The 26,390-nt window shown below is 70.8% G+C and carries 25 protein-coding genes and 1 pseudogene; 18 read left to right on the top strand and 8 right to left on the bottom strand.

Going from position 1 to position 26,390, the window contains the following annotated elements; genetic code table 11:
* Window positions 1-6 precede the first annotated feature (6 nt).
* Entirely contained in the window at window positions 7-261 is a 255-nt protein-coding gene (locus tag WBG99_RS19190) for a MoaD/ThiS family protein (RefSeq protein WP_338897472.1), read from the bottom strand.
* Between the two features lie 84 nt (window positions 262-345).
* Window positions 346-758 (bottom strand): annotated as a pseudogene (locus WBG99_RS19185) (alpha/beta hydrolase); the annotation flags it as partial.
* 213 nt (window positions 759-971) lie between these two features.
* Between WBG99_RS19185 and WBG99_RS19180 the strand changes: the two are divergent.
* The 6 genes from WBG99_RS19180 (at window position 972) to WBG99_RS19155 (ending at window position 6,787) form a co-directional block, all read left to right on the top strand.
* Window positions 972-1,754 (top strand): response regulator transcription factor, encoded by a 783-nt coding sequence (locus WBG99_RS19180; RefSeq protein WP_338897471.1) that lies wholly within the window; start codon window positions 972-974, stop codon window positions 1,752-1,754.
* Between the two features lie 107 nt (window positions 1,755-1,861).
* Window positions 1,862-2,884 carry a LacI family DNA-binding transcriptional regulator gene (locus WBG99_RS19175; protein WP_338897470.1) on the top strand — a complete coding sequence of 341 codons (1,023 nt, stop codon included), beginning with the start codon at window positions 1,862-1,864 and terminating at the stop codon, window positions 2,882-2,884.
* 136 nt (window positions 2,885-3,020) lie between these two features.
* Window positions 3,021-4,166, top strand: a complete 1,146-nt coding sequence (locus WBG99_RS19170) for a trypsin-like peptidase domain-containing protein (RefSeq protein ID WP_338897469.1) — start codon at window positions 3,021-3,023, stop codon at window positions 4,164-4,166.
* An 81-nt stretch (window positions 4,167-4,247) separates the two neighbouring features.
* Entirely contained in the window at window positions 4,248-4,442 is a 195-nt protein-coding gene (locus WBG99_RS19165; protein WP_338897468.1) for a hypothetical protein, read from the top strand.
* 171 nt (window positions 4,443-4,613) lie between these two features.
* The gene (locus WBG99_RS19160; RefSeq protein WP_338897467.1) at window positions 4,614-5,339 is read left to right on the top strand and encodes a response regulator transcription factor; all 726 of its coding nucleotides are present in this window, start codon (window positions 4,614-4,616) and stop codon (window positions 5,337-5,339) included.
* Window positions 5,336-6,787, top strand: coding sequence for a HAMP domain-containing sensor histidine kinase (locus tag WBG99_RS19155; RefSeq protein ID WP_338897466.1), 1,452 nt, complete (start codon window positions 5,336-5,338; stop codon window positions 6,785-6,787). The genes WBG99_RS19160 and WBG99_RS19155 overlap by 4 nt, the downstream gene beginning before the upstream one ends.
* A gap of 206 nt (window positions 6,788-6,993) precedes the next feature.
* Here the strand turns inward: WBG99_RS19155 and WBG99_RS19150 are convergent, their stop codons facing one another.
* On the bottom strand, window positions 6,994-8,805 hold the full coding sequence (locus WBG99_RS19150) for a bifunctional metallophosphatase/5'-nucleotidase (RefSeq protein ID WP_338897465.1): 1,812 nt from the start codon (window positions 8,803-8,805) through the stop codon (window positions 6,994-6,996).
* Between the two features lie 297 nt (window positions 8,806-9,102).
* Here WBG99_RS19150 and mshD point away from each other — a divergent pair, with 297 nt between their 5' ends.
* The 10 genes from mshD to WBG99_RS19100 all read left to right on the top strand — a co-directional run bounded on the left by mshD (window position 9,103) and on the right by WBG99_RS19100 (window position 19,399).
* Window positions 9,103-10,062: a mycothiol synthase gene (mshD, locus tag WBG99_RS19145; RefSeq protein WP_338897464.1), complete on the top strand. Its 960-nt coding sequence runs from the start codon at window positions 9,103-9,105 to the stop codon at window positions 10,060-10,062.
* Between the two features lie 125 nt (window positions 10,063-10,187).
* On the top strand, window positions 10,188-10,583 hold the full coding sequence (locus WBG99_RS19140) for a GntR family transcriptional regulator (RefSeq protein ID WP_338897463.1): 396 nt from the start codon (window positions 10,188-10,190) through the stop codon (window positions 10,581-10,583).
* The gene (locus tag WBG99_RS19135; protein ID WP_338897462.1) at window positions 10,580-11,536 is read left to right on the top strand and encodes an ABC transporter ATP-binding protein; all 957 of its coding nucleotides are present in this window, start codon (window positions 10,580-10,582) and stop codon (window positions 11,534-11,536) included. Before WBG99_RS19140 ends, WBG99_RS19135 begins: the two co-directional genes overlap by 4 nt.
* Window positions 11,533-12,540, top strand: coding sequence for an ABC transporter permease (locus WBG99_RS19130; protein WP_338897461.1), 1,008 nt, complete (start codon window positions 11,533-11,535; stop codon window positions 12,538-12,540). The genes WBG99_RS19135 and WBG99_RS19130 overlap by 4 nt, the downstream gene beginning before the upstream one ends.
* Window positions 12,537-13,517, top strand: coding sequence for an ABC transporter permease (locus tag WBG99_RS19125; RefSeq protein ID WP_338897460.1), 981 nt, complete (start codon window positions 12,537-12,539; stop codon window positions 13,515-13,517). Before WBG99_RS19130 ends, WBG99_RS19125 begins: the two co-directional genes overlap by 4 nt.
* A 477-nt stretch (window positions 13,518-13,994) precedes the next feature.
* Window positions 13,995-16,232, top strand: coding sequence for an RNA degradosome polyphosphate kinase (locus tag WBG99_RS19120; RefSeq protein WP_338900397.1), 2,238 nt, complete (start codon window positions 13,995-13,997; stop codon window positions 16,230-16,232).
* Complete coding sequence (locus WBG99_RS19115) at window positions 16,213-17,412, top strand: CHAD domain-containing protein (RefSeq protein WP_338897459.1); 1,200 nt, start codon at window positions 16,213-16,215, stop codon at window positions 17,410-17,412. Before WBG99_RS19120 ends, WBG99_RS19115 begins: the two co-directional genes overlap by 20 nt.
* A complete protein-coding gene (locus WBG99_RS19110; RefSeq protein ID WP_338897458.1) occupies window positions 17,409-17,885 on the top strand; it encodes an NUDIX hydrolase in 477 nt (158 codons plus the stop codon). The genes WBG99_RS19115 and WBG99_RS19110 overlap by 4 nt, the downstream gene beginning before the upstream one ends.
* Window positions 17,886-18,281: 396 nt before the next feature.
* A complete protein-coding gene (locus tag WBG99_RS19105) occupies window positions 18,282-19,106 on the top strand; it encodes a hypothetical protein (protein WP_338897457.1) in 825 nt (274 codons plus the stop codon).
* A gap of 107 nt (window positions 19,107-19,213) precedes the next feature.
* Complete coding sequence (locus WBG99_RS19100; RefSeq protein ID WP_338897456.1) at window positions 19,214-19,399, top strand: hypothetical protein; 186 nt, start codon at window positions 19,214-19,216, stop codon at window positions 19,397-19,399.
* A gap of 96 nt (window positions 19,400-19,495) precedes the next feature.
* On the opposite strand, the gene WBG99_RS19095 is transcribed toward WBG99_RS19100, so the two are convergent.
* Window positions 19,496-19,861 (bottom strand): metal-sensitive transcriptional regulator, encoded by a 366-nt coding sequence (locus WBG99_RS19095; protein ID WP_338897455.1) that lies wholly within the window; start codon window positions 19,859-19,861, stop codon window positions 19,496-19,498.
* A 188-nt stretch (window positions 19,862-20,049) separates the two neighbouring features.
* On the opposite strand from WBG99_RS19095, the gene WBG99_RS19090 reads away from it, so the two are divergent.
* Both WBG99_RS19090 and WBG99_RS19085 read left to right on the top strand, forming a co-directional pair.
* On the top strand, window positions 20,050-20,670 hold the full coding sequence (locus WBG99_RS19090; RefSeq protein ID WP_338897454.1) for a DUF47 family protein: 621 nt from the start codon (window positions 20,050-20,052) through the stop codon (window positions 20,668-20,670).
* Between the two features lie 7 nt (window positions 20,671-20,677).
* Window positions 20,678-21,676, top strand: coding sequence for an inorganic phosphate transporter (locus WBG99_RS19085; RefSeq protein ID WP_338897453.1), 999 nt, complete (start codon window positions 20,678-20,680; stop codon window positions 21,674-21,676).
* Window positions 21,677-21,795: 119 nt separating this feature from the next.
* Here WBG99_RS19085 and pstB read toward each other — a convergent pair whose 3' ends face one another.
* From pstB to pstS, 4 genes are all read right to left on the bottom strand, one after another.
* Window positions 21,796-22,572: a phosphate ABC transporter ATP-binding protein PstB gene (pstB, locus tag WBG99_RS19080; RefSeq protein ID WP_338897452.1), complete on the bottom strand. Its 777-nt coding sequence runs from the start codon at window positions 22,570-22,572 to the stop codon at window positions 21,796-21,798.
* An 88-nt stretch (window positions 22,573-22,660) separates the two neighbouring features.
* Entirely contained in the window at window positions 22,661-23,725 is a 1,065-nt protein-coding gene (gene pstA / locus WBG99_RS19075) for a phosphate ABC transporter permease PstA (protein WP_338897451.1), read from the bottom strand.
* Window positions 23,722-24,732: a phosphate ABC transporter permease subunit PstC gene (gene pstC / locus WBG99_RS19070; protein WP_338897450.1), complete on the bottom strand. Its 1,011-nt coding sequence runs from the start codon at window positions 24,730-24,732 to the stop codon at window positions 23,722-23,724. The genes pstA and pstC overlap by 4 nt, the downstream gene beginning before the upstream one ends.
* A gap of 137 nt (window positions 24,733-24,869) precedes the next feature.
* On the bottom strand, window positions 24,870-25,997 hold the full coding sequence (pstS, locus tag WBG99_RS19065; protein ID WP_338897449.1) for a phosphate ABC transporter substrate-binding protein PstS: 1,128 nt from the start codon (window positions 25,995-25,997) through the stop codon (window positions 24,870-24,872).
* Between the last annotated feature and the right edge of the window lie 393 nt (window positions 25,998-26,390).

Here is a 26,390-nt window from a genome sequence, read left to right as displayed (position 1 = left end):
TGGGGGTCACCCTCCTGCGAACGGCGGGAGCACCTCGACCGTGCCGCCCTCGGCCAGACGTACCGTCTCATGTTCACGGGTGCCCACCGGGTCACCGTCGACGAGGAACGAGCATCGCAGCAGTACGCGCGCGAGTTCGCCGGGGTGTCGCTCGCGGGCCGCGTTCAGGGCGTCCGCGAGGGTGACCGCGTCGTAGGGCTCCTCGGCGACGCCGGCGGCGGCCTTGGCTGCGGCCCAGTAGCGGACGGTGCCCTTTGGCATCTGCGTTCCTCTGTGTTAGTCGTGACGGGAATCAGGCTACGGGGGAGTCGGCGTCGTGGGGAAACCGCGGGCCCGGCTGCACAGCCCGAGTTCACGGGCCCAGCGGACCGCCGCCGCGAGATCGAGCACCTCGCGGTCGCCGACCGTGGAGTGGCCGCCGGATCTTCCGTTCCGTGGCCACGGAAGGAGAAGGTGACGACGGAGCCGTACCGGGCGAGCACCTCCGCCACCCTTCGAACGTGGGGACGGTCCACATCGCCCGTGAAGCCATGGGCGACGACGACGGCCAGGTGGCCGGCGGGTGGAGTTCCGGTGTCTTCGGTGGCGTTGTATACGACGGACCTCGGGTTGTATACGGCCTCGATGTTCACCCCGTCGTCAGTGCGGAGAAACACGCGCAAAGGAGTCTTGGGCGGCCCGGACGGGGTTCGATCGGCCGTCTCAGAGTTCGGGACGGCGGAAGATCGCGTCACATCACCTGCCCGACCAGCACTCATGTGGGCTATTCTGCTGGACAGAGGACTCGGGCAATGTCGCCCCCGGGTCCTTTTGTGCTTTCGGCAAGCGCTGTATACGAGCGGGAAACACCACGTGACCGCAGGTGTACGGGCCCCGGGATCGCAGAGCAGAACGCTGTGCAGCTCCGCAGTGCAGTCGCAGTGCCGCAGTGCCGCAAACGTCCTCGCAGGGACCGAGGAGGAACCAGACGTATGAGTTCTCTGCTGCTCCTGACCAATGCCCTCCAGCCGTCGACGGAGGTGCTTCCGGCCCTCGGCCTGCTGCTGCACAACGTGCGGGTGGCCCCGGCGGAAGGCCCCGCGCTCGTCGACACCCCCGGCGCCGACGTCATCCTGATCGACGGACGCCGTGACCTCCCGCAGGTCCGCAGCCTGTGCCAGCTGCTCCGCTCCACCGGCCCCGGCTGCCCCCTCATCCTCGTCGTGACCGAGGGCGGTCTCGCCGCCGTCACCGCGGACTGGGGCATCGACGACGTGCTCCTCGACACCGCCGGTCCCGCCGAGGTCGAGGCGCGGCTGCGGCTGGCCATGGGCAGGCAGCAGATCGTCAACGACGACTCCCCCATGGAGATCCGCAACGGCGACCTCTCCGTCGACGAGGCCACGTACAGCGCCAAGCTCAAGGGGCGCGTCCTCGACCTCACCTTCAAGGAGTTCGAACTCCTCAAGTACCTGGCCCAGCACCCGGGCCGCGTCTTCACCCGCGCCCAGCTGCTGCAGGAGGTCTGGGGCTACGACTACTTCGGCGGTACGCGGACGGTCGACGTCCACGTACGACGGCTGCGCGCCAAGCTCGGCCCCGAGCACGAGTCGCTGATCGGGACCGTCCGGAACGTCGGTTATCGGTTCGTCACGCCCGAGAAGGGCGAGCGTACGGCCGACGAGGCGAAGGCCAAGGCCGGGCAGCCGAAGCCGGAGGACGCGGGCGGGACGGCGGCGGCCCTGGACACCGCCGACATCGCGGCCGAGGCGTAGTGCGCGGAGCCCGCCGGTCCCGCGCCGCACGGCGTACGCACGGGTCTCACGCAGACGGGCTGCCGTACGCCCTGCCCAGCGGCGGTCCATCCGCGTAGACTCCGCGCGTGGCCAAGGTGACTCGGGATGACGTGGCAAGAGTGGCGGGTACATCCACCGCCGTCGTGAGTTACGTCATCAACAACGGACCCCGGCCGGTCGCCCCGGCCACGCGCGAGCGTGTCCTCGCCGCCATCAAGGAGCTGGGGTACCGGCCCGACCGGGTCGCCCAGGCCATGGCGTCGCGGCGCACCGACCTCATAGGAATGATCGTCCCGGACGCGCGCCAGCCCTTCTTCGGCGAGATGACCCACGCGGTCGAACAGGCCGCCGCCGAGCGCGGAAAGATGGTGCTCGTCGGCAACACCGACTACGTGGCCGAGCGCGAGGTCCACTATCTGCGGGCGTTCCTCGGCATGCGCGTCTCCGGGCTGATCCTCGTCAGCCACGCCCTCAACGACAACGCCGCCGCCGAGATCGAGGCGTGGGACGCGCGCGTCGTACTGCTGCACGAGCGGCCCGAGGCGATCGACGACGTGGCCGTGGTGACCGACGACGTCGGCGGTGCCCGCCTCGCCGTGGAGCATCTCCTCTCGCACGGCTACGCGTACGTGGCCTGTATGGGCGGCATCGCCGAGACCCCGCTCGTCGGCGACCCCGTCTCCGACCACGTCGAGGGCTGGCGCCGCGCGATGGCCGGGGCCAAGATCCCCACCGAGGGCCGCCTCTTCCACGCGCTCTACAACCGGTACGACGCCTACCAGGTGGCCCTGGAGCTGCTCTCCGGGCCACATCGCCCGCCGGCCATCTTCTGCTCCACCGACGACCAGGCCATCGGCGTGCTGCGGGCCGCGCGCGAGCTGCGCATCGAGGTGCCCACGGAGCTGGCCGTCGCCGGCTTCGACGACGTCAAGGAGGCGGCGCTCACCGATCCGCCGCTGACGACGATCGCGACGGACCGTACGGCGATGGCACGGGCCGCGGTCGACCTGGTCCTCGATGACGGTCTCCGGGTCGCCGGGGCGCGGCGTGAGCGGGTGAAGCTGTTCCCGTCGAAGCTCGTCGCACGGAGATCGTGCGGGTGCGCGTAGCGCCGTAGCGCGTTCCTCATAGCGCCGTGCGTCCTCATAGCGCCGTGCGCGTCTTTGTATCGGGCGAACGAGCTTCTGGTGGGCTTCTCAGGGAGCACTCAGGAAGGTCTCATGGTCGGGCGGCAGGCTCTGAGTCATGACCGAGAGCTTCCGCCGCAGCGGCGAACACGAGAACCCCTACCAGGGTGACCAGCAGCACGCCTCCGCCCCGGTGAACCCGGAGTGGCCGCCCCCGCCGGCACACGACCCGGCGGCGGCCCCGGCAGCCCCTGCCACCGAGCACGCCACGAACGCCTCCGACGCTTCGTACGCCTCGTACCCCTCGTACCCCTCGTACGAGCAGCCCACCGCGGCGGACTCGGCGGCTCCTCCCGCTCCCGCCGCGCTCCACACCGAGCCGCTCTCCTCCGCGCCGAAGAAGCGCGCCCGTGGTCCGATAGCGCTGCTGGCGGCCGTGGCCTTCGTCGCGGCGGCGATCGGCGGCGGTACGGCGTACGGCATCCAGGAGCTGGCCGGAGCGGACACGGTGGCCTCCAGCTCCACCAGCACGAGCGTGGTGCCGACCAGCGGAAAGGGCACGGTGGCCGGGGTCGCCACGGCGGTCAGTCCGAGCATCGTGGAGATCAGCGCCAGTTCCAACGCGGGCGAGGCCACCGGTTCCGGCGTGATCATCACCAGCGACGGCGAGATCATCACCAACAACCACGTGGTCTCCGGCGCCTCCGAGATCAAGGTCACGACGAGCGACGGCAAGTCCTACGCGGCCGAGGTCGTCGGCACCGACAGCAAGAAGGACCTCGCCCTCATCAAGCTGCGGGACGCCTCCGGGCTGAAGGCCGCCACCCTCGGCGACTCCGACGGCGTCAAGGTCGGCGACGAGGTCGTGGCGATCGGCTCCCCCGAGGGCCTGACCGGCACGGTCACCAGCGGCATCGTCTCCGCGCTCGCCCGTGATGTCACCGTCTCCACGGAGGAGAGCCAGAACCAGCGGCAACAGCAGGGCGGCGGCCAGTGGCCGTTCGAGTTCGGCGGCCAGGAGTTCAACGGCGACACCGGTTCCTCCACGACCACGTACAAGGCGATCCAGACCGACGCCTCCCTCAACCCCGGCAACTCCGGCGGCGCCCTCATCAACATGAACGGCAACATCATCGGCATCAACTCGGCGATGTACTCCGCCTCCACCTCGGGCGACTCCGGCAGCGCCGGCCTCGGCTTCGCGATCCCGGTGAACACCGTCAAGGCCGACCTGAGCACGCTGCGGGCGGGCGGCTCGGACTGAGGTCCACCACCGCTTCCCTCGCCTCCCGTCTCGCTCCCTTCTCGCCTCCCGTCCCGTTTCGCTGAGCCCAAGGAGTCCGGCATGACCAGGCAGATCGCACAGATTTCGCACGACGTCGAGACCGCCGGCGACCCGGCCGGGCTGGGCCTCGCCCTCGTGGTGGCCGCCAAGCTGCACACACCGGTGACACGGGCCGCCGAGGTGGCGTCCGTCGTCCGCGCCCCGGCCCGCCGGAACACGGCGGCGCGCCCGCACCGCCGCACGGTTCGCGGCTGATCCTGACGGCTACTGCGCAGCGGGGGAACGTGCGAGGCTATGCGGTACTGCGCGCCCCTCCAGGGACGCGGGGAACGCGCGACCAGCCACCCGCACCCGCACCGGACGACACACACGAGCCCCGCGACGCCCCCGGCCCGTAAACGACCGCCCCCGAGGAACGAAACCACCATGAGCCCCGCCGAAGGCGCCCCCGAACCCCAGCGCATCCTCATCGTCGACGACGAGCCGGCCGTGCGTGACGCGCTCAAGCGCAGTCTCGCCTTCGAGGGCTACGGCACCGAGGTCGCCGTCGACGGCGCGGACGCGCTGGAGAAGGCGACCGCGTACAAGCCGGACCTGGTGATCCTCGACATCCAGATGCCACGCATGGACGGTCTGACCGCCGCCCGCCGGTTCCGCGGCGCGGGCGAGACGACCCCCATCCTGATGCTGACGGCCCGTGACACGGTCGGCGACCGTGTCACCGGTCTCGACGCCGGCGCGGACGACTACCTGGTCAAGCCGTTCGAGCTGGACGAACTCTTCGCCCGCGTCCGCGCCCTGCTGCGCCGCAGCTCGTACGCGGCGGCCACGGCCGATGCGGACGACGCTCTCACCTTCGCGGACCTGCGGATGGACCTGGCGACGCGGGAGGTGACGCGGGGCGAGCGGCAGGTGGAGCTGACGCGCACGGAGTTCACGCTGCTGGAGATGTTCATGGCCCACCCGCGTCAGGTGCTCACCCGCGAGCAGATACTGAAGGCCGTCTGGGGCTTCGACTTCGAGCCCAGCTCCAATTCCCTGGACGTGTACGTCATGTACCTGCGGCGCAAGACGGAAGCGGGCGGCGAGCCCCGGCTCGTGCACACGGTGCGGGGCGTGGGGTACGTCCTGCGACAGGGCGGCGCGGAGTGAAGAGGCTGGTGAGCCGGTACCGGTCCCTGCCGATCCGGGCCCGGCTGTCGATGCTGGTCGCCGCGGCGGTGGCGTTCGCGGTGGCGGCGGTGTCGGTGACGTGCTGGTTCATCGTGCAGGGGAAGCTGTACGAGCAGCTGAACGACGACCTCGACAAATCGATGAAGATGCCGTCGTTCGAAGAGCACGCCGCGTACGCGATCGAGAACTGCACGCAGATCCCGCGGGAGAACAACCCCTTCGGCCGGAACACCTATTACCAGGTGGTCATGGAGGACGGATCGTCCTGCGTCATGGATTTCTCCGCCGGCATGGTCAAGGTCACCCGGACCGACAAGGACGTCGTCGCGGCCACGGGCCGCACGGAGGCCGTCTACCACAACAGCCTCGACTCGGACGGGGACGACGTACGAGTCAAGATCGTGCCGACGATCTACACGGACCCGACCACGGGGGAGCAGTCCCCTGTGGCGCTGCTCGCCGCCGTCCCCCTCAGGGGCACCCAGTCCACGCTCAACGACCTCGCCCTGATCCTCCTCCTCGTCTCCGGCATCGGTGTCGTCGGCGCCGGAGCGGCCGGTCTGGCCGTGGCACGGGCCGGGCTCCGGCCCGTCGACAAGCTCACCGAGGCGGTCGAGCACGTGGCGCGCACGGAGGACCTGGGCATCCGCATCCCGGTGGAGGAGGAGAGCGAGGACGAGGTGGCCCGCCTGTCCCGTTCCTTCAACTCGATGACGAGCGCGCTGGCCAACTCCCGAGAGCTGCAACAGCAGTTGATCGCCGACGCGGGCCACGAACTCCGTACACCCCTCACGTCCCTGCGCACGAACATCGAACTCCTCACCCGCAGCGAGGAGACGGGCCGCCCGATTCCGGCGGAGGACCGCAAGGCCCTGCTCGCCTCGGTGACGGCCCAGATGACCGAACTGGCCTCACTCATCGGCGACCTGCAGGAGCTGTCCCGCTCGGACGCCGGTCAGCAGAGCGGCCGGCTGCTCCAGGTGGTCGACTTCCAGGAGACGGTGGAGGCCGCCCTGCGCCGGGCCCGGCTGCGCGGCCCCGAGCTGACGATCACGGCGGACCTCCAGCCCTGGTACGTCCGCTCCGAGCCGTCCGCCCTGGAGCGCGCGATCGTCAACATCCTGGACAACGCGGTGAAGTTCAGCCCCGAGGCGGGCACGATCGAGGTGGCCCTGAACGCCGGCGTCCTCACCGTCCGCGACCACGGCCCCGGCATCCCCACCGCCGAACTCCCCCACGTCTTCGACCGCTTCTGGCGCTCCCCCAGCGCGAGGTCCCTCCCTGGCTCCGGCCTCGGCCTGTCCATCGTGGCCCGCACGGTGCAGCAGGCGGGCGGCGAGGTGACCCTGTCGCGGGCCGAGGGCGGCGGGACACTGGCGACCGTACGACTGCCGGGGGCGGCTACTCCGCCGCCGGAGGCGGTGTAGGCAGGTCGCCTCCCAGCCGGAAGAGCTCTTCTACGACGATCTCAGGGTCTTGGCACGGCGCTCGTCGGAGGCGCGCGGGCGGGGGCGTCGCGCCGGGGGCACCCGAGGCCGAGAAGACGGTGCCCCGCGCCCCTGGTTGCTCAGGGACGCGGGGCACCGCGCGACCAGCCGGGAACCGCCCGCGCTGAACGGACGGCCGGCGACGGTCAGTTGATGATCGTGATCCGGTTCGCCGCCGGCGGCGCGATCGGGTTCGCGGCCGACGAGTTGGCCAGCAGGTACTGCTCAAGCGCAGCGAGGTCGTCCCCGCCGACCAGGTCGTTCGTGCCCTGGCCCAGCGTGGTGATGCCGTCGCCGCCGCCCGCGAGGAAGCTGTTCGTCGCGACACGGTACGTGGCCGTGGTGTCGATGGCGGCACCGTTGAGCTTGATGGAGTCGACGACGATGCGGTCGGCGCCGGACTTCGTCAGGTCGAGGGTGTAGGTGAGGCCGGTGGACGGCAGCAGAATCTTTGGCGAGGCGGCGTTGGAGCCGCTGACCTGCTCCTGGAGGATCGAGATGAGCTGGGCGCCGGTGAAGTCCTGCAGGTTGACCGTGTTGGAGAACGGCTGGACGGTGAAGCCCTCGGCGTAGGTCACCACGCCGTCGCCCTCGGTGCCCTTGGCCGCGTAGGTCAGGGGCGCCCGGACGCCGCCGGGGTTCATCAGCGCGAGGTCGACCTCGGGGTCCAGGGCCTTGCCGTACCAGTACTGCGCGTCGGCGATGAGGTCGCCCAGCGGGGACTCTGTGCCGACGTTGGGCACGTCGGCGGAGATGTGGCCGATGGCGCGGTTGCCGATGGGGGCGGCGAGGGTGTTCCACTTGCTGATGAGGGCCGTCATGTCGGCGGCCTTCGCGACGTCGCGGGTGACCACGTGGTTCGCGGACTTCACGGCCGTACGGGCGATGTCGCCGGTCCGGCGGTCGTACGTCAGCGTCGTGTCGGTGTAGAGGCGGCCGAAGGACGCGGCCGAGGTGACCGTGCGCGGCTTGCCCGCCGGGTCGTTGATCGTGCAGGCGTACGCGGCGTGCGTGTGACCGGTGACGAGGGCGTCGACCTTCGGCGTGATGTTCTTGGCGATGTCGACGATCGGACCGGAGATGCCGTCACCGGCGCCGGGCGAGTCGCAGTCGTAGTTGTACGCCGTGGAGGCGGGGGCACCACCCTCGTGGATCAGCGCGACGACCGACCTGACGCCCTTGCGCTCCAGCACCTTGGCGTACTTGTTGATCGTCTCGACCTCGTCCTTGAACTTGAGGCCCTTGACGCCCTCGGCGGAGACGATGCCCGGGGTGTTCTCCAGCGTCACACCGATGAAGCCGATCTTGACGCCGTTCTTCTTCCACACCCAGTAGGGCTTCAGGAGGGGCTTGCGGGTCTTCTCCTCGATGACGTTCGCCGCGAGGTAGGGGAAGTCGGCGCCCGCGAACTTCTCACCCTCGACGTAGCAGCCATCGGTCGGGTGGCAGCCGCCCTTCTGCAGGCGGGCCAGTTCCTTGGCTCCCTCGTCGAACTCGTGGTTGCCGACGCTCGTCACATCGAGGTCGAGCTTGTTCAGCGCCTCGATGGTGGGCTCGTCGTGGAACAGACCCGAGATCAGCGGGGAGGCGCCGACCATGTCACCGGCCGCGGCCGTGATCGAGTACTTGTTCTCCACGCGGGCGGTGCGCAGATGTGTGGCGAGGTACTCGACACCACCGGCGTCGATCGTCTCGGTGTGGCCGTCCTCGTGGACGTGCGTGACCCGGCCCGACGAACCGGCCGGCGGCTCCAGGTTGCCGTGCAGGTCGTTGAACGACAGCAGTTGCACGTCCTGGTAGCGGCTCGGCTTGTGCTTGCCGGGCTTGTACGACTTCGCCTCACCGGCGCTCGCCGGGATCGCCGCGGCCAGCGCGCCGACGGTCGCGAGGCCGACCGCGACGGCGAGGACCCGGTTGCGGCGGCTTCTGCGGGTGCGCGCTTGGGGTGTGGCTGACATGTGCCCCCCTGGATTCGTGAGAAGTGAGAGAAACGTGAGAACAGGCCCCGTCGGGCCGAAGCCTAGGGTCAACGCGCGTAGCGCGGGAGAGGGTTCATGGTTACGACCTGGTTGCCATCGAGGAGGACTGGTGAGGAAACGACACATTCGGCGCGCCCCGATGGCGCGCGGGGCTGCGACATCCGCGCCTCCGCCGCGGGGCACGACCAGCCACATTCAGGCCGCACCCGTCAGACCACGGAATCGACCGAGCTCCGCGACGCTCCCCCGCCCACCCTCACGGTTAACCTCGAACCCATGACCAGCGACGACACCGCCCGGCCCAGCCCAGCCGCCCGCAGTATCGAAACCCGCCCGGAACTCACCCCGGACCAGGAAGAGGCCGTACTCACCCTGCTGGACGAGGCCGCCCGGATCGACGGCCAGCAGGCGGTGTCCGAGCAGGGCCGGCTCCACCTCCGGGGAGCGGCTCGCGAAGGCGTACGCCACCTGCTCCTCACCGTCGGAGACGACCTGCTGGGTTACGCCCAACTGGAGGACACCGACCCCGTGGAGGCGCCCGCCGCCGAGCTGGTCGTCCACCCCTCCCACCGGGGCCACGGCCACGGCCGGGCCCTCGGCTCCGCCCTGCTCGCCGAGTCCGGCAAGCGTCTGCGCGTCTGGGCGCACGGCGGCCACTCCGCCGCCCGGCACCTCGCCCAGGTCCTCGGCCTCACCCTCTTCCGCGAACTGCGCCAGATGCGCCGCTCCCTGGCCGATTTCGACCCCCCGGAGCCAGTGCTCCCCGAGGGCGTCACCGTCCGCGCCTTCGTGCCCGGCGAGGACGACGCGGCCTGGCTCGCCGCGAACGCCGAAGCCTTCGCCCACCACCCCGAACAGGGCTCCCTCACCCAGCGCGACCTCGACGACCGCAAGGCCGAGCCCTGGTTCGACCCGGCCGGCTTCTTCCTGGCCGAACGGCGCGGCGGCGAGGGCGGGAACGGAACCGGGGGCGCCGAACTGCTCGGATTCCACTGGACGAAGGTGCACGCCGGCGAGCGGCTCGGCGAGGTCTACGTCGTCGGCGTCCGCCCCGGCGCCCAGGGCGGCGGCCTCGGCAAGGCCCTCACCACGATCGGCCTGCGCCACCTGGCCGCCCAGGGTCTGCCCACCGCGATGCTCTACGTCGACGCGGACAACAAGGCGGCGGTGACCGTGTACGAACGCCTCGGATTCGTGACGTACGAGACGGACCTGATGTACCGCAGCGAAACCTGACGCACCGGGCACGGCCAAGGCGCCCATAACCGGAGTTGTCCACAGGGCAGGGGGCGGTGTCGTTGACACCGCCCCCTCTCTGCACCACCCTTTCACTACTCAATTAGTGAAAGGGTGGTTGTCGAGTGGTCGAGTACCGCATCGACCGGCGCAGCGGTGTCGCCACCTACGTGCAGATCGTCCAGCAGACCAAACAGGCCCTGCGGCTCGGCCTGTTGGAGCCCGGCGACAAGCTCCCCACGGCCCGCGAGGTGGTGGAAGCCACCGCGATCAACCCGAACACGGTGCTGAAGGCCTACCGCGAGCTGGAGCGCGAGGGCCTGGTCGAGGCCCGCCGCGGCCTCGGCACGTTCGTACGGAAGTCACTGGGCACCGCGCCCGTCGACTCCCCACTGCGGACCGAGCTGGACGCATGGGCCGTCCGGGCCCGCAGGACCGGGCTCGAACGGGACGACGTAGAGGCGCTTTTCACTTCCGTACTGGATGAGCACTTCACGGCAGATCAGGGGGACGAGGCATGACCGGGACCACGATGGAAGCGGACGCGCTCGGCAGGAAGTTCGGGTGGCGCAAGGAGAACTGGGCGCTGCGCGCGTGCACGCTGCGGCTGCCGACCGGGCGCGTGTGCGCGCTCGTCGGACCGAACGGCGCGGGCAAGTCGACGCTCCTGGCCCACGCGGCCGGGCTGCTCGCCCCCACCGAGGGCGGCATCACCGTGCTGGGCACCACCCCGGCGGCGGCCCGTGAGCGCATCGCGTACGTCGCCCAGGACAAGCCCCTGTACCCGCAGCTGACCATCGCCGAGACGCTGAGCCTGGGCCGGGAACTCAACCCCCGGCGCTGGGACGCGGCCGTCGCCCGCCGGGTCGTGGACGAGGGCGGTCTGGACCGGGGCGCCAAGATCCGCTCCCTCTCCGGCGGCCAGCGCACCCGGGTCGCTCTCGCCCTCGCCCTCGGCAAGCGCCCCGAACTGCTGCTCCTGGACGAGCCGATGGCCGACCTCGACCCGCTCGCCCGCCACCAGCTGATGGGCACCCTGCTCGCGGACTCCGCCGAGCACGGCACCACGGTCGTCATGTCCTCGCACGTGGTGGCCGAGCTGGAGGGTTCCTGCGACCACCTGTTCCTGCTGGGTGCCGGGCGCGTCCGGCTGGCGGGCCCGCTGGACGGGATCCTCGCCGCGCACACCCTGGTCACCGGCCCGGCCGGCGACCTCGCCCCGCACACGGTGGTCGAATCCCGCACGACGGGACGTCAGCTCACCGCGCTCGTCCGCCCGCGGGGCCCGGTCGGCCCCGGCTGGCAGACCGCCGAACCGACCCTGGAGGAACTGGTCCTCGCCCACCTGAGGGCACCGCGGGCCCCGGCCCTCATCCTCGACGACGAGGGCGACACGACCGACGGGAACGACGGGAGCGACGGGAACGACACCGGCGAGACCAACGGTGCCGAGGCACGAGGGGCGTCCGTATGAACACCACGACCGCCGGGCCTTCCGAGACCTCCGAGACCCCGGCCTCCCGGTCCGGGGCCGGGAAACCGGCCCCGACCCGGGGCCTGGTCCGCGCGGTGCTCCGTCTGCACCAGTCGGCCCTGTGGTTCTGGGGGCTGCTGGTGCTGCCGGCCGTCGGCGGGCTGCTGTGGGCCGCCGGGCCGGGGGCGGACGCGGCCTGGGCGGAGTACCGGGCCGGCGACTGCGCGGAGGGCGAGTACTGCGCGTCCTACCTGTTCGACTCGGCCGTCACCGTCGGCACTGTCGTCCTCACCATCGCCCCGGTCCTGATCGGCGCCTGGGCCGGCGGCGCCCTGATCGCCCGCGAACTGGAGAACGGCACCGCCCGGCTGGCCTGGACCCAGTCCGTCACCCCGGCCCGCTGGCTGGCCGCCAAGCTCGCCGTCCCGGCCGTCCTGATCGCCTCGGGGACGGTCCTGCTGACCCTGCTGCACCGCCTGCTGTGGTGGTCGGACGAGGAGTTGCTGCGGGCGCTGGGGAAGGAGTCGTTCACCTGGGAGACGTTCGCGGCCGGCGGCCCCGTCGCCACGGCTTGGGCCCTGCTCGCTCTGGCCGTCGGTGCCCTCGCGGGGCTGCTGATCCGCCGTTCCCTGCCCGCGCTGGCCGTCGGTTTCCTGGGCACGGCCGTCATCGAGGGAACGCTCCGGGTGAACCGTCATCTGCTGTGGCCCGCGGAGACCCTCGTCTCCAAGTCCACGAACACGGAGTGGACGGACCCGGAGTGGACGGCACCGCTGGTCGACCAAGGCGCCGTCACCGCCTCGGGCGAGCACGTCTCGTACGTGGGGTGCGAGGGCCCCGCCTGCGACGGAACCGACGTCGTCGGGTACTACGCCGTCTACCACCCCTCCTCCCACTTCTGGCCCCTCCAGCTCGTCGAGACCGGCATCACCCTCGCCCTCACCGCCCTGCTAGTCCTCGCGGCCTTCCGCCTGCTGCGCCGCCGTACGGGAGGTGCCGTATGACCACCACCGCCACCGCTCCCGTCTCCCGACGCGGCCTCCGCCCGCGCGGCCTGACCTGGGCCATGTTCCGTCTGCACACCTGGGCGGCGGTGCTCTGGGCGCTGCTGGTCCTCGTGGCCGCCGGGATGCTGCTGTGGGCGGCGGGGCCGGGCGGGGACGCCGCCTGGGTCACGTACCACACGGAGGCCTGCCGGGAAGAGCAGATGAACGCCGGCTGCGACTACACGGCCCTCGACCGGTACGACACGGCCGTCGGCCTCGGCTCCTCGCTCATCAGCCTCTCGCCCCTGGTCGTCGCCGGCTGGGCCGGGGCCGCGCTGATCGGCCGCGAACTGGAGAACGGCACGGCCCGGCTGGCCTGGACCCAGTCCGTCACCCCGGCCCGCTGGCTGGCCGCCAAGCTCGCCGTGCCCGCCGCCCTGCTCACCACCGGCACCCTCCTCCTCGTCCTGCTGCACCGGCTCATGTGGTCGTCGCACATCGGGCAGTGGGAGTCGTGGCGCGTCTGGCAGTGGTACGACAGCCAGATCTTCGCGGCCAACGGTCCCCTCGCCGCCGGCCGCGTCCTCCTCGGCCTCGCCGTCGGCGTCCTGGCCGGTCTGCTCACCCGCCGCTCCCTGCCCTCGATGGGCTACGGGGTCCTCGCCATGGGCGGTGTGCTCTACGCGCTCGAACTGCTGCGCCCGTCTCTCTGGCCGGCCACCACCTCGACGACGACGGTGGAGCAGGGCCACCCCGGCCACAGCGGGATGACCATCGACCAGGGCGGCCTCACCTCCACCGGCACCCGTATCCCGGACCCCTGTCTGACCGACGCGGGCTGCACGGGCGTCCCCGATCTGGCCGGCTACTACCGGGACTACCACCCCTCCTCCCACTTCTGGCCCCTCCACCTCGTCGAGACCGGCATCGTCCTCGCCGTCACCGTGCTGGCCACCGCCGCCGCCTTCTGGCTGCTGCGCCGCCGCACCCGCTGACGGCCCACCGAGCGGGCACGCCCCTCCTACGGGGGGAGGGGCGTGCCGACGCCGCACCCCGGGGCCGACGCCGCACCCCGGAGGCGGGCCGGCGTACCCCCAGGCCGACGGCGTGCCTCCGGGCCGGGGCCCGCCCGTACGAAACCGGCGGTCCTCCCCCCGATATCCCGCACGTAAGGTCTCCGTAACCGGCGATTCAGACAGTCTTGCGAAGCTTCCGCAATGAACCCCGTCGTGCCCGAGCCCTCGCCTCCCCCACGCAACGGCCCAAGCAACGGGAAGAACGCGGGGAGCGGCCCCCATGCGCCCACGGACGTCGTCGCGCGGATCGACGCGGACATCGCCGAGAACACCACCCCACGCGGCCCCGCGAACACCACCTCGCACGTGCCCGCGCACACCACCTCGCCCGTCTCCGCGCTCCCGCCGGTCCTCTCCGACGCGCCTGTGCTGCTCGCGACGCGGAAGAATGGTGCCATGAGCCAGTCCAACGCCCAGGCAGCAGCCAAGGTCCAGCACGCGCAGCCGTCCGTCGGCTCCATAGCCGCCCACCGCCCGCACACGGTGGCGGCCGCGGTCTCCGACCTGGAACCCGACATCGACGCCGACCTCGACGCCTACGAGGAGGCTCCCTACGACGGCGCGCAGCTGCCGCAGGGCCGTTTCCTCGACCGGGAGCGCAGCTGGCTCGCGTTCAACGAGCGCGTCCTGGAACTCGCCGAGGACCCGAACACGCCCCTCCTCGAGCGGGCGAAGTTCCTGGCGATCTTCGCCAGCAACCTGGACGAGTTCTTCATGGTCCGGGTGGCAGGTCTGAAGCGCCGTATCGCCACCGGCGTCGCCACGAAGTCCGCCTCAGGGCTCCAGCCCCGCGAGGTGCTGGAGATGATCTGGGCCCGCTCCCGCGAGCTGATGGCCCGGCACGCCGCCTGCTTCCACGAGGACATCGCTCCCGCGCTGGCCGAGGAGGGCATCCACGTCGTCCGCTGGAGCGAGCTGACGGAGAAGGAGCAGGCCCGCCTCTTCACGCTCTTCCGGCACCAGATCTTCCCGGTCCTCACCCCGCTGGCCGTCGACCCGGCCCACCCCTTCCCCTACATCTCGGGCCTGTCGCTGAACCTGGCCGTGGTCGTGCGCAACCCGGTCTCGGGCCACCGGCACTTCGCCCGTGTCAAGGTCCCGCCGCTGCTCTCCCGCTTCCTGGAGGCCTCCCCGAACCGGTACGTCCCGATCGAGGACGTGATCGCGGCGCACCTGGAGGAGCTGTTCCCGGGCATGGAGGTGTTGGAGCACCACGCCTTCCGCCTCACCCGCAACGAGGACCTGGAGGTCGAGGAGGACGACGCCGAGAACCTTCTCCAGGCCCTGGAGAAGGAGCTCATGCGGCGCCGCTTCGGGCCGCCGGTGCGCCTGGAGGTCGAGGAGTCCATCGACCGGTACGTCCTGGACCTGCTGGTACGGGAACTGAAGATCTCCGAGGCCGAGGTGTACCCGCTGCCGGGCCCCCTGGACCTCACCGGTCTCTTCGGCATCGGCGCCCTGGACCGGCCCGAGCTGAAGTACCCGAAGTTCATCGCCGGCACCCACCGCGACCTGGCGGAGGTCGAGTCGGCGTCGCCGCCCGACATCTTCGCCGCCCTGCGCGAGCGCGACGTCCTCCTCCACCACCCGTACGACTCCTTCTCCACCTCCGTGCAGGCGTTCCTGGAGCAGGCCGCGGCCGACCCGGACGTCCTCGCCATCAAGCAGACCCTGTACCGGACCTCGGGCGACTCCCCCATCGTGGACGCGCTCATCGACGCCGCCGAGTCCGGCAAGCAGGTCCTCGTCCTGGTCGAGATCAAGGCCCGCTTCGACGAGCAGGCCAACATCAAGTGGGCCCGCAAGCTGGAGGAGTCGGGCTGCCACGTCGTCTACGGCCTGGTCGGCCTGAAGACCCACTGCAAGCTGTCGCTGGTGGTCCGCCAGGAGGGCGAGACCCTGCGCCGCTACTGCCACGTGGGCACGGGCAACTACCACCCGAAGACGGCCCGCCTGTACGAGGACCTGGGCCTGCTGACGGCGGACCCGCAGGTGGGAGCCGACCTCTCCGACCTGTTCAACCGTCTCTCGGGCTACTCGCGCCGCGAGACGTACCGCCGTCTCCTCGTCGCCCCCAAGTCCCTGCGCGACGGCCTGATCGCCCGGATCAACAAGGAGGTCCAGCACCACCGTGCCGGACGTCCCGCGTACGTCCGCATCAAGGTCAACTCCATGGTGGACGAGGCCCTGATCGACGCCTGCTACCGGGCCTCGCAGGCCGGTGTGCCCGTCGACATCTGGGTGCGCGGCATCTGCGCGGTACGACCGGGCGTCCCCGGCCTCTCGGAGAACGTCCGGGTCCGTTCCGTCCTCGGCCGTTTCCTGGAGCACTCCCGGATCTTCGGCTTCGGTAACGGCGGCGAGCCCGAGGTGTGGTTCGGCAGCGCCGACATGATGCACCGCAACCTCGACCGCCGGATCGAGGCCCTGGTCCGGGTCACCGACCCGGCCCACCGGGCGGCCCTCAACCGCCTGCTGGAGACCGGCATGTCCGACACGATCTCCTCCTGGCACCTCGGCCCCGACGGCGAGTGGACCCGGCACTCGACCGACGCGGACGGCCAGCCCCTGCGCAACGTCCAGGAGATGCTCATTGACGCCCGGAGGCGCCGGCGTGGCACAGCGACACCATGACCCCACGGACCCCACGGCCGTACCCGCCGACGCCCTCGCCGGCTATCTGCGGGCTCAGGCCACGGAGTTCCTCCGCGCGCTGCGCACCCACCGCGAGACCGGTGGGGCCGGTGGGAGCGCCCCCCTTCGAGCGCAGTCGGGAGCGGGGGACGCCGGAGCCGAGGAGTCCACCGACGCGGCCCTCGCCCTGCGCCGCTCGGCCCGCCGCATCAGCGGCACGCTGCACACCTTCCGCCCCCTGCTCGACGCCGACTGGTCGGATTCCCTCCGCCCCGAACTTGCCTGGCTGTCGGGCACGTTGGGCCGCGAACACGCGTACGCGGCCCGTCTGGACCGCCTGGTGACGGCGTTGAACCGCCTGTCGGGAGCCGCCGGGTTCCCCACCCAGGCGGCGCTGCCCGCCCGCTCCACCGCCACCGCCGCCTCCACTGTGGGCAGTCGTCCCGCCGGGGCGGAAAGGGCGAGCGGTGGGGGCACCCCCCAGGCCTTCAAGGCACCGGGGGAGGATCTTGGCACCGCCGGCCCGGATGCCGGCCCCGCGGCCACACCCGACCGCGGCAGCCTCACCGTCGGCGCGGCGAAGGCGGGCGCCCTCCTGGACCGCCGGCTCACCCTCGCCCGCACCCGGGCCCACTCCGCGGCCCTCCAGGCCCTCGGCTCGTCCCGCTTCCACGCGGTCGCGGACAACGTCGCCTTACTGGCCAGCGAGGTCCCCCTCAGCCCCACCGCCGCCACCACGGACCTCCGCCCCCTCGCCGCCGCCGCCCACGACCGCCTGCGCGACGCGGTCACCGGCCTCCCCCTCCACACCGCCGGCCACCCCTACAACGCCGAGGCCCTCATCCACGGCCTCTCCCCCGACACCGCGCCCCACCCCCAGGACGCCCCCTGGCACCAGGTACGGCTCCTCCTCCGCCTCCACCGCTACGCCCTGGAGGTCCTCCACCCCGAGGCCGTCCCCGTGGACGTCTCCCTCCTCGCGGCCGGCGAGTCCCTCAACCGCCACCGCGACGCCTCCGAGGCGGCCTCCGCCGCCGCCTCCGCCGCCCGCACCCCCCGCATCGCCCCGGCCACGGCCTACGCCCTCGGCATCCTGCACGCCGACCAGCGCCACGAGGTGGAGGCCTCCCGCTTCGCGTTCCAGCAGTCCTGGCAGAAGGGGGCGGTGAGCACACGATGACCGAGCAGCACGGGCCGGCACCCCACACGAGTGAGCCGACGACGGAAAACGCGGCTTCGGTACGCGCCGCGGGCTGCGCCCTGTGGCGGCGGGCCGTCTCCGGCGGGGGCGTCGAGCTGGCCGTGGTCCACCGGCCGAAGTGGTCGGACTGGTCGCTGCCGAAAGGCAAGCTCAAGCGCGGCGAAGAGGCCCGTGACGCAGCCCTCCGCGAGGTCCTTGAGGAAACCGGCATGGAATGCGCGCTCGGCCCGGAACTGCCCGGCGTCCACTACACCGACGCCCAGCACCGCCCCAAGCAGGTGCGCTACTGGGCGGCCGAAGCGACCGGCGGCACCTTCACTCCCAACCGCGAGGTGTCCCGCCTCCTCTGGCTGCCCCCCGAGGCCGCGGCCCAGCGCCTCACGTACGAGAGGGACCGGGCACTGGTCTCCGCACTCCTCGACGCCCTGCACAAGACCGGGACGGACCGGTAGGACGCCTCCCGTCGGTGGCGGCGGGTCCTTCAACTCATCGCGTCCGAGCGGGCGTTCGGCCGACTGCCACGCGACAGACGCGCACACCCTCACCCCACGGCCGCCGTATGCCCTTGCGCGTCCGAGCGGGCCAGGCTCCGGGCCCGCCGGGCCGGCCCGCGCCAGCCGCAGCTGCACCGGGCCACGCAGAAACGGCCCTGTTCGACGGTGGTCGTGCGGTGCTGCCGCGAAAGTGCCGGATCTTCGTACTGCGCCACACCCACGACGCTACCCAAGGCGAACAACCCCACCCCCCTCACCCACCCCGGAACGGCCCCGCGTGACGACGTCCCCCGACCGTCGTTATCCGGACGAGCAGGAGGATCCGGTACGGACCGGCCAGGGGGTTGGCAGGCGATGGTGACGCGGCGGCAGGGCAGGACGGGCGCGGTGCTCGTCGCGGCGGGAATGATGGTCGGCGTCACCGGCTGCTCGGGCGGCGGCGCCGACGCCGACTCCCTCCCCTCCGACCCGGTCGACCTGCTGCGCCGCGCCGCCTCCACCCTCGTCCGCGCGGGCAGCTCCAAGGCCCGTACGGAGATGGAGATGGCGACCGGCGGCACCCGCGTGACCATCCACGGCGAGGGCGTCTACGACTACGGCAGACAGCGCGGCCGGCTCAAGGTGCTGCTGCCGCACGACCCCGCCGGCCGCAGTGAGCACCACCCGATCACCGAACTCCTCGCCCCCGGCGCCCTGTTCATGAAGAACCGAGGCGCGGGCGTGCCCGCCGACAAGTGGGTCCGCGTCGACACCGGCACACTCTCCGACGGCAATCTCGTCACCGGCGGCGCCACCGACCCGTTCGCCGCCGCCGAGGTGCTGCGCGGGACCCGTACGGCGACGCTCGTCGGGGAGACCGAGGTCGAGGGCACCCGCGTCAGGCACTACCGCGGCACCGCCGACCTCACGGCGGCCTCCCGTGCCGCCTCCGAAGGCAACAGGGGCCCCCTCCGCGCCGCGGCCGAGGGCTTCGCCACCGCCCGCGTCCCCTTCGACGCCTACCTCGACGACGAGGGCCGCATCCGCAAGGTCCGCCACCGCTTCAGCTTCGTCAACGGCAGCCGGCCGGGCACCGTCGCCGTCGCCTCCACGACCCTGCTGTTCGACTTCGGCGTCCCCGTCGCCGTACGCCTGCCGAGGCCCGAGGACATCTACGCCGGGAAGGTCGCCGAGGAGTAGCGCGGTGGGAGCGGCGGAAGTGCCGGGTCGGAAATGGTCCGTTGGTGCCATGCGCCGGCTGCGGGCCGCTGCCTACCCTAGGAGCCGGTGACGGCTGAGAAGAGGTGATGCACGTGGCTCCGGCAGGCGGTACGGCGGTTCAGGACCACGTGGCCCTCGCCGAGATCGAGCTCTGCGGCGAGCTCATCATCGCCGCCTCGGCCACCGACGGCGACCGCCTCAGCCCCGACCGCATCGACGAGGTCCTGCGCGTCTGGGAAGAACGCGCCCAGGACGACGAACCGCCCCGGTAGACGGACGGCCGCGTCGGCAGGGCCGGCCGCCCAGGACGCCGTAGCCGGTGGCCGAAAAGCGACCCGGGCGGCAGCGCGGCCCGGCGACCCCGCCCCTCAGGTCCGCAGCAACCGCCCGATCGCCTTGGTGGCCTCCTCCACCTTGGCATCGATCTCGGCACCGCCCTTGAGGGCCGCGTCGGCGACGCAGTGCCGCAGGTGCTCCTCCAGGAGTTGCAGCGCGAAGGACTGCAACGCCTTGGTGGAGGCGGAGACCTGGGTGAGTATGTCGATGCAGTAGACGTCCTCGTCGACCATCCGCTGGAGCCCGCGGATCTGGCCCTCGATGCGCCGCAGGCGCTTGACGTGTTCGTCTTTCTGCTGGTGGTAGCCGTGGACCCCACGGTCGTGGTCGGTCACGACCCCCGGCTCCACTCCGTCTGCGGCGGAGGGCGCTTCCGCGCCGGCCCCTGTGGTCGTCATCGCGTCCTCCAGACATATACCCCTACAGGGTATATCGTAACGAACTTTGCGGGTACACGGCCTGCGAAACGGCCCCCGTGCCGGCCGGTCTGCCCGATGGGCGACACTGGGGGACGGCCCCATAGGCGTGGCCGGATGATGCGCCTAGCATCAGCCTGACCGAAACCAATGCATACCGAGGACCCCACGTGCGCTTTCGTCTGACCCCCAGGGAGACGAGCTTCTACGACATGTTCGCCGCTTCCGCGGACAACATCGTCACGGGCTCGAAGCTCCTGATGGAACTGCTCGGGGCGGACGCCTCCGGCCGGGCCGAGATCGCGGAGCGCATGCGGGCAGCGGAACACGCCGGTGACGACGCCACGCACGCGATCTTCCACCAGCTGAACTCCTCGTTCATCACGCCCTTCGACCGCGAGGACATCTACAAGCTCGCGTCCTCCCTCGACGACATCATGGACTTCATGGAGGAGGCCGTCGACCTGGTCGTCCTCTACAACGTCGAGGAGCTGCCCAAGGGCGTCGAGCAGCAGATCGAGGTGCTCGCACGGGCCGCCGAACTGACGGCCGAGGCGATGCCCCACCTTCGCACCATGGACAACCTCACGGAGTACTGGATCGAGGTGAACCGGCTGGAGAACCAGGCGGACCAGATCCACCGCAGGCTCCTGGCCCACCTCTTCAACGGCAAGTACGACGCCATCGAGGTTCTCAAGCTCAAGCAGATCGTGGATGTGCTGGAGGAGGCGGCAGACGCCTTCGAGCACGTGGCGAACACGGTGGAGACCATCGCCGTCAAGGAGTCCTGACCCCTTCATGGAGACGTTCGCTCTGGTCGTGACCATCGGGGTCGCGCTCTTCTTCACGTACACCAACGGCTTCCACGACTCGGCGAACGCGATCGCGACGTCGGTGTCGACGCGCGCGCTGACACCCCGCGCCGCGCTGGCGATGGCCGCGGTGATGAACCTCGTCGGCGCCTTCCTCGGCAGCGGGGTCGCCAAGACGGTCAGCGAGGGCCTGATCTCCACGCCCGAGGGCTCGAAGGGGATGGGCATCCTCTTCGCGGCACTGATAGGCGCGATCACCTGGAACCTCATCACCTGGTACTTCGGCCTGCCGTCCTCCTCCTCGCACGCGCTGTTCGGCGGCATGGTCGGCGCGGCACTCGCGGGCGGTACGACGGTCTACTGGTCCGGCGTCCTCGAAAAGGTCGTCATCCCGATGTTCGTGTCACCGGTGGTCGGCCTGGTCGTCGGCTATCTGGTGATGGCGGGGATCATGTGGATCTTCCGCCGCGCCAACCCGCACAAGGCCAAGCGCGGTTTCCGCATAGCGCAGACCGTGTCGGCGGCGGGCATGGCCCTCGGGCACGGTCTCCAGGACGCCCAGAAGACGATGGGCATCGTCGTGATGGCCCTGGTCATCGCGGACGTCGAGGACTACGGCGACCCCATCCCTATGTGGGTGAAGATCGCCTGCGCGGTCATGCTGTCCCTCGGCACCTACGCGGGCGGCTGGCGCATCATGCGCACCCTGGGCCGGAAGATCATCGAACTCGACCCGCCGCAGGGCTTCGCCGCCGAGACCACCGGCGCGTCGATCATGTTCATCACGGCCTTCATCTTCAAGGCCCCCATCTCCACGACCCACATCATCACCTCGGCGATCATGGGCGTGGGCGCCACCAAGCGCGTCAACGCCGTCCGCTGGGGCGTGGCCAAGAACATCGTCCTCGGCTGGTTCATCACCATGCCGGCCGCCGCCCTGGTCGCCGCGACGAGCTTCTGGATCGTGAACCTGGCGTTCCTGTAGGCCCCGGGAGCGCCCGGCGAATCGACGTAAGGGCCCGCCCCCGGAAGCCGGGGGCGGGCCCTTACCCACCTCGCGGTGGCACCGCCATGCAGCACCGTGAGGGGACTTGAGGGGAGGGCCTAGCCGAAGCGGCCGGAGATGTAGTCCTCCGTGGCCTGGACGGACGGGTTGGAGAAGATCCGCTCCGTGTCGTCGATCTCGATGAGCTTGCCGGGCTGCCCGACGGCGGCGAGGTTGAAGAACGCCGTACGGTCGGAGACCCGCGCCGCCTGCTGCATGTTGTGCGTCACGATGACGATCGTGAAGCGCTCCTTCAGCTCACTGATGAGGTCCTCGATGGCGAGCGTCGAGATCGGGTCGAGCGCGGAGCACGGCTCGTCCATCAGCAGCACCTTCGGCTCGACCGCGATCGCGCGGGCGATGCACAGCCGCTGCTGCTGGCCGCCGGAGAGCCCGGAGCCCGGCTTGCCGAGGCGGTCCTTGACCTCCTTCCAGAGGTTCGCGCCCTTGAGGGACTTCTCGACGATGTCGTCCAGTTCGGACTTCTTCTTGGTGCCGACCAGCTTCAGGCCCGCCGCCACGTTGTCGTAGATCGACATCGTGGGGAACGGGTTCGGGCGCTGGAAGACCATGCCGACCTCACGCCGCACGGACACCGGGTCGACCCCGGCGCCGTACAGGTCCTCGTCGTCGAGCATGACCTTGCCCTCGACACGGCCGCCCGGGGTGACCTCGTGCATCCGGTTCAGGGTGCGCAGGAACGTGGACTTGCCGCAGCCGGAGGGGCCGATGAAGGCCGTCACGGTGCGGGGCTCGACGGTCATCGAGATGTCCTCGATGGCCCGGAACGAGCCGTAGTAGGCGTTGAGGCCGCTGACGTCGATTCGCTTGGCCATGGGAATCACTGCTTCTTTCGCGGTTCGCGGGGATCTGGTCGCTGTATGGCCGCGTCGACGGCCGGCCGCGCGGCGGAGCCGCACATGGTCAGCGCGGGGCCTTCCAGCGGGCGATGCCGCGGGCCGCCAGGTTCAGGATCATGATGAAGGCGATGAGTGTCAGGGCCGCCGCCCAGGCACGGTCGTAGGCCGCGCCGGAGCCGCCGCTGTTGGCGTACTGCAGGTAGATGTACATCGGCAGCGACGCCTGCGGGTCGGAGAAGGGGTTCGCGTTGATGAAGTTCGAACCCCACACCAGCAGCAGGACGGGGGCGGTCTCACCGGCGATACGGGCGACCGCCAGCATCACACCGGTGGTGATACCGCCGACGGCGGTCGGCAGTACGACCTTCAGGATGGTGCGCCACTTCGGTACGCCGAGGGCCAGCGAGGCCTCGCGCAGCTCGTTCGGGACGAGCTTGAGCATCTCCTCGGTGGAGCGGACGACGACCGGCAGCATCAGGATGGTCAGCGCCATCGCGCCGGCGAAGCCGGAGGGGCCCATCTCCAGGAGCAGTATCCAGGTACTGAGGATGAACAGGCCCGCGACGATCGACGGGATGCCCGTCATGACGTCGACGAAGAAGGTGACGGCCCTGGCGAGGTTGCCGCGGCCGTACTCGACCAGGTAGATCGCGGTCAGCACGCCGATCGGCACGGAGATCGCGGTGGCGAGACCGACCTGTTCCAGGGTGCCGAGGATGGCGTGGTAGATGCCGCCGCCGGGCTCGGTGTCGGAGACCACGCCCATCGAGTGGGTGAGGAAGTAGCCGTCGAGGACCTTCACACCGCGGCTGACGGTCTCCCAGACGAGGGAGGCCAGCGGGAGGACGGCGAGGAGGAACGCGACCCAGACGAGGCTGGTCGCCACCCGGTCCCTGGCCTGCCGCTTGCCCTCGACGCGCGCGGCGACGGCGTACGAGCCGAGGACGAAGAGGACGCCCGCGATCAGGGCCCACTGGATGGAGCTCTCCAGGCCCGTCACGGCGCTGATGCCGAGGCCCAGGGCGACCGAGCCGGCGGCGACCGCCCACGGGAACCACTTGGGCAGCGACGCGGCGCGCAGTGTGCTGGGGCTCTTGGCGGGCTTGTCGGTGAGGCTTGCGTTGCTCATGCGTTGGCCCCCGAGAAATCCTTGCGGCGGGCGATGATCAGCCGGGCCGCGCCGTTGACCAGCAGGGTGATGACGAACAGGACCAGGCCGGAGGCGATGAGTGCGTCCCGGCCCATCTCGGTGGCCTCGCTGAACTTGCTGGCGATGTTCTGGGCGAAGGTGCCGCCGCCCGGGTCGAGCAGGCTGACGTTGATCTCGAAGCTGGACGACAGGACCATCGCCACGGCCATGGTCTCGCCGAGCGCGCGGCCGAGGCCCAGCATCGAGGCGGAGATGACACCGGAGCGCCCGAAGGGGAGCACCGCCATGCGGATGACTTCCCACCGGGTGGCGCCGAGGGCCAGCGCGGCCTCCTCGTGCATCCGCGGGACCTGACGGAAGACCTCGCGGCTCACGTTGGTGATGATCGGCAGGATCATGATCGCGAGCAGGATACCGACGGTGAGCATCGACCGGGGGGCACCGCCCTGCCACTCGAAGATGCCGGTCCAGCCGAGGTAGTCGTTCAGCCAGCCGAAGAGCCCGTCGAGCTGCGGTACGAGGACGAGGGCGCCCCAGAGGCCGTAGACGATGGACGGCACGGCGGCGAGCAGGTCGATCACGTAGGCGATCGGGCCGCCCATCCTGCGCGGGGCGTAGTGCGTGATGAACAGGGCGATACCGACCGCGACCGGGACCGCGACGGCCATCGCGATGACCGACGAGACGATGGTGCCGAAGGCCAGGACCGCGATACCGAAGACAGGCGGGTTCCCGGTGGGGTTCCACTCGAAGGTGGTGAAGAAGTTGCCCTCGTCCTTGCTGATCGCGAGCGCGGCCCGGTAGCTGAGGAACACGGCGATGGCAGCCATGAGCGCCAGCAGGAAGATGCCGGATCCGCGCGAGAGGCCGAGGAAGATCCGGTCGCCGGGGCGGGTGGCACCCCGCGCGGCGCCCTTCGGCCCGGCGGCGACGGGAGTCGGTGGTGTGGGCGGAGCTGGAGTGTCTTTGGTCGTGGATATGTCCATCAGGTTCTCCGGTCTGCGGAGCCGTCGTCGTGCGGGCGGCGGCTCGGGGCGGAGCCTCCCGCGGTGGCGGGCGAACTCCTGGCGGCGGTGCACCGGACGGTGCGGCCCGGTCCCGGTGGGACCGGGCCGCACTCGGGTCAGCTCAGTTCCGAGACGGTCTTGCGGACCTTGGTGAGGATCTCCTCGGGCATCGGGGCGTACCCGGCCTCGGAGAGCAGCGCCTGGCCGTCCTCGGAGGCGATGTAGGCGAGGAAGGACTTGGTGGCGGGGAGGGTCTCCGCCTTGTTGCCCTTGTCACAGACGATCTCGTAGGTGACCAGGGTGATCGGGTAGGCGCCCTCGGCCTGCGGCGTGTAGTTCAGCTCCAGCGCGAGGTCCTTGCCGGTGCCGACGACCTTGGCCTCGGAGATGGCCTTGGTGGCGTTCTCGACGGTCGCCTCGACCGGGTCGGCGGCACCGGTCTTGATGTCGACCGTGTTCATGCCGTCCTTGGCGTACGAGAGCTCGAAGTAGGCGATCGCGCCCTCGGTCGACTTCACGCCCTGGGCGAGACCGGAAGAGCCCTGCGCGGACTGGCCGCCCTTGGCCTGCCAGGCCTTGCCGCCTTCGTACTTCCACTGGTCGGGGGCGGCGGCGCTCAGGTACTTGGTGAAGTTGTCCGTGGTGCCGGACTCGTCCGAGCGGTGGAAGGCCTGGATCCTGAGGTCGGGCAGCTTCGCGTCGGGGTTCAGCTCCGCGATGGCCTTGTCGTTCCAGTTGGTGATCTTGCTGTCGAAGATCAGGGCGAGGGTCTTGGCGTCCAGGGCCAGGTCGTCGACACCCGGGACGTTGAAACCGACCGCGATCGGGCCGGCGACCATCGGCAGGTCGATGCCCTGCCCGCCGGAGCAGATCTTCTTGGAGGCCTCGATCTCTTCGGGCTTGAGCGCCGAGTCGGAGCCCGCGAAGGCGACCTGGCCCTGGGTGAACGCCGTGATGCCGGCGCCCGAACCACCACCCTTGTAGTTGATCACGACGTCCCTGCAGGCGCTCTGGTACTGCTTCACCCACGCGTCGATCGCGTTCTTCTGCGCGGAGGAGCCGTCGGCCAGCAGCTGCCCCTTGGCGTCGCCGCAGTCGATGTTGCTGTTCGCGGACGCGGTGCTGTCGCCGGTGCTGCCCGTGCCGGCGGCGTCGGACCCGCACGCACTGAGGGTCAGGGCGCCGGTGACGGCGACAGCACCGAGCGACAGGGCGCGCAGCCGGTTCTTGCGCTGAAGCTTCACTTTCGGGAGTTCCTTCCAGGAGCCGCCGTCCACATGGCGGCGTGCGAAGTCGTCGTATCAGCCTTCGGACCCGTCCAGCTGATGCCTCTGGTCCCTCAGACTGCTGTCGTCACGGGCCGCGCGGCCGCATTTCGGCCCGCACCCCGCACCGGGTAAGGCCGAAATTAGGCAGATCAGGTGAAGCCGCCAATGGGCCGAAGTGAACGGCGGGTGAACCCCTGCCGAAAGTGCGGTGAGGTCACGAAACGCTCACGGAGAGAACACGCGAGTATCGCGATGCCGACCCCTGGAAGGGCCGCGCGGGGCTGTTTCTCCATGCGGCTCCGCCTCGTGGGCGTCCAGGCGGCTCCGCCGCGTGGACGCGACGAGCCACGACGCACTTGAATGCTCCCG

Origin of the sequence: Streptomyces sp. TG1A-60 (assembly GCF_037201975.1) — a bacterium.
GTDB lineage: Bacteria > Actinomycetota > Actinomycetes > Streptomycetales > Streptomycetaceae > Streptomyces.
This window is presented reverse-complemented; position numbering and strand designations above follow the sequence as displayed.

Bases quoted from the DNA above. Each gene is read 5' to 3' on its own strand.
- WBG99_RS19190 (WP_338897472.1), bottom strand. From the start codon at position 261: ATGCCAAAGGGCACCGTCCGCTACTGGGCCGCAGCCAAGGCCGCCGCC.
- WBG99_RS19180 (WP_338897471.1), top strand. From the start codon at position 972: ATGAGTTCTCTGCTGCTCCTGACCAATGCCCTCCAGCCGTCGACGGAG.
- WBG99_RS19170 (WP_338897469.1), top strand. From the start codon at position 3,021: ATGACCGAGAGCTTCCGCCGCAGCGGCGAACACGAGAACCCCTACCAG.
- WBG99_RS19165 (WP_338897468.1), top strand. From the start codon at position 4,248: ATGACCAGGCAGATCGCACAGATTTCGCACGACGTCGAGACCGCCGGC.
- WBG99_RS19160 (WP_338897467.1), top strand. From the start codon at position 4,614: ATGAGCCCCGCCGAAGGCGCCCCCGAACCCCAGCGCATCCTCATCGTC.
- WBG99_RS19150 (WP_338897465.1), bottom strand. From the start codon at position 8,805: ATGTCAGCCACACCCCAAGCGCGCACCCGCAGAAGCCGCCGCAACCGG.
- mshD (WP_338897464.1), top strand. From the start codon at position 9,103: ATGACCAGCGACGACACCGCCCGGCCCAGCCCAGCCGCCCGCAGTATC.
- WBG99_RS19135 (WP_338897462.1), top strand. From the start codon at position 10,580: ATGACCGGGACCACGATGGAAGCGGACGCGCTCGGCAGGAAGTTCGGG.
- WBG99_RS19130 (WP_338897461.1), top strand. From the start codon at position 11,533: ATGAACACCACGACCGCCGGGCCTTCCGAGACCTCCGAGACCCCGGCC.
- WBG99_RS19125 (WP_338897460.1), top strand. From the start codon at position 12,537: ATGACCACCACCGCCACCGCTCCCGTCTCCCGACGCGGCCTCCGCCCG.
- WBG99_RS19120 (WP_338900397.1), top strand. From the start codon at position 13,995: ATGAGCCAGTCCAACGCCCAGGCAGCAGCCAAGGTCCAGCACGCGCAG.
- WBG99_RS19110 (WP_338897458.1), top strand. From the start codon at position 17,409: ATGACCGAGCAGCACGGGCCGGCACCCCACACGAGTGAGCCGACGACG.
- WBG99_RS19105 (WP_338897457.1), top strand. From the start codon at position 18,282: ATGGTGACGCGGCGGCAGGGCAGGACGGGCGCGGTGCTCGTCGCGGCG.
- WBG99_RS19100 (WP_338897456.1), top strand. From the start codon at position 19,214: ATGCACGTGGCTCCGGCAGGCGGTACGGCGGTTCAGGACCACGTGGCC.
- WBG99_RS19095 (WP_338897455.1), bottom strand. From the start codon at position 19,861: ATGACGACCACAGGGGCCGGCGCGGAAGCGCCCTCCGCCGCAGACGGA.
- WBG99_RS19085 (WP_338897453.1), top strand. From the start codon at position 20,678: ATGGAGACGTTCGCTCTGGTCGTGACCATCGGGGTCGCGCTCTTCTTC.
- pstB (WP_338897452.1), bottom strand. From the start codon at position 22,572: ATGGCCAAGCGAATCGACGTCAGCGGCCTCAACGCCTACTACGGCTCG.
- pstA (WP_338897451.1), bottom strand. From the start codon at position 23,725: ATGAGCAACGCAAGCCTCACCGACAAGCCCGCCAAGAGCCCCAGCACA.
- pstC (WP_338897450.1), bottom strand. From the start codon at position 24,732: ATGGACATATCCACGACCAAAGACACTCCAGCTCCGCCCACACCACCG.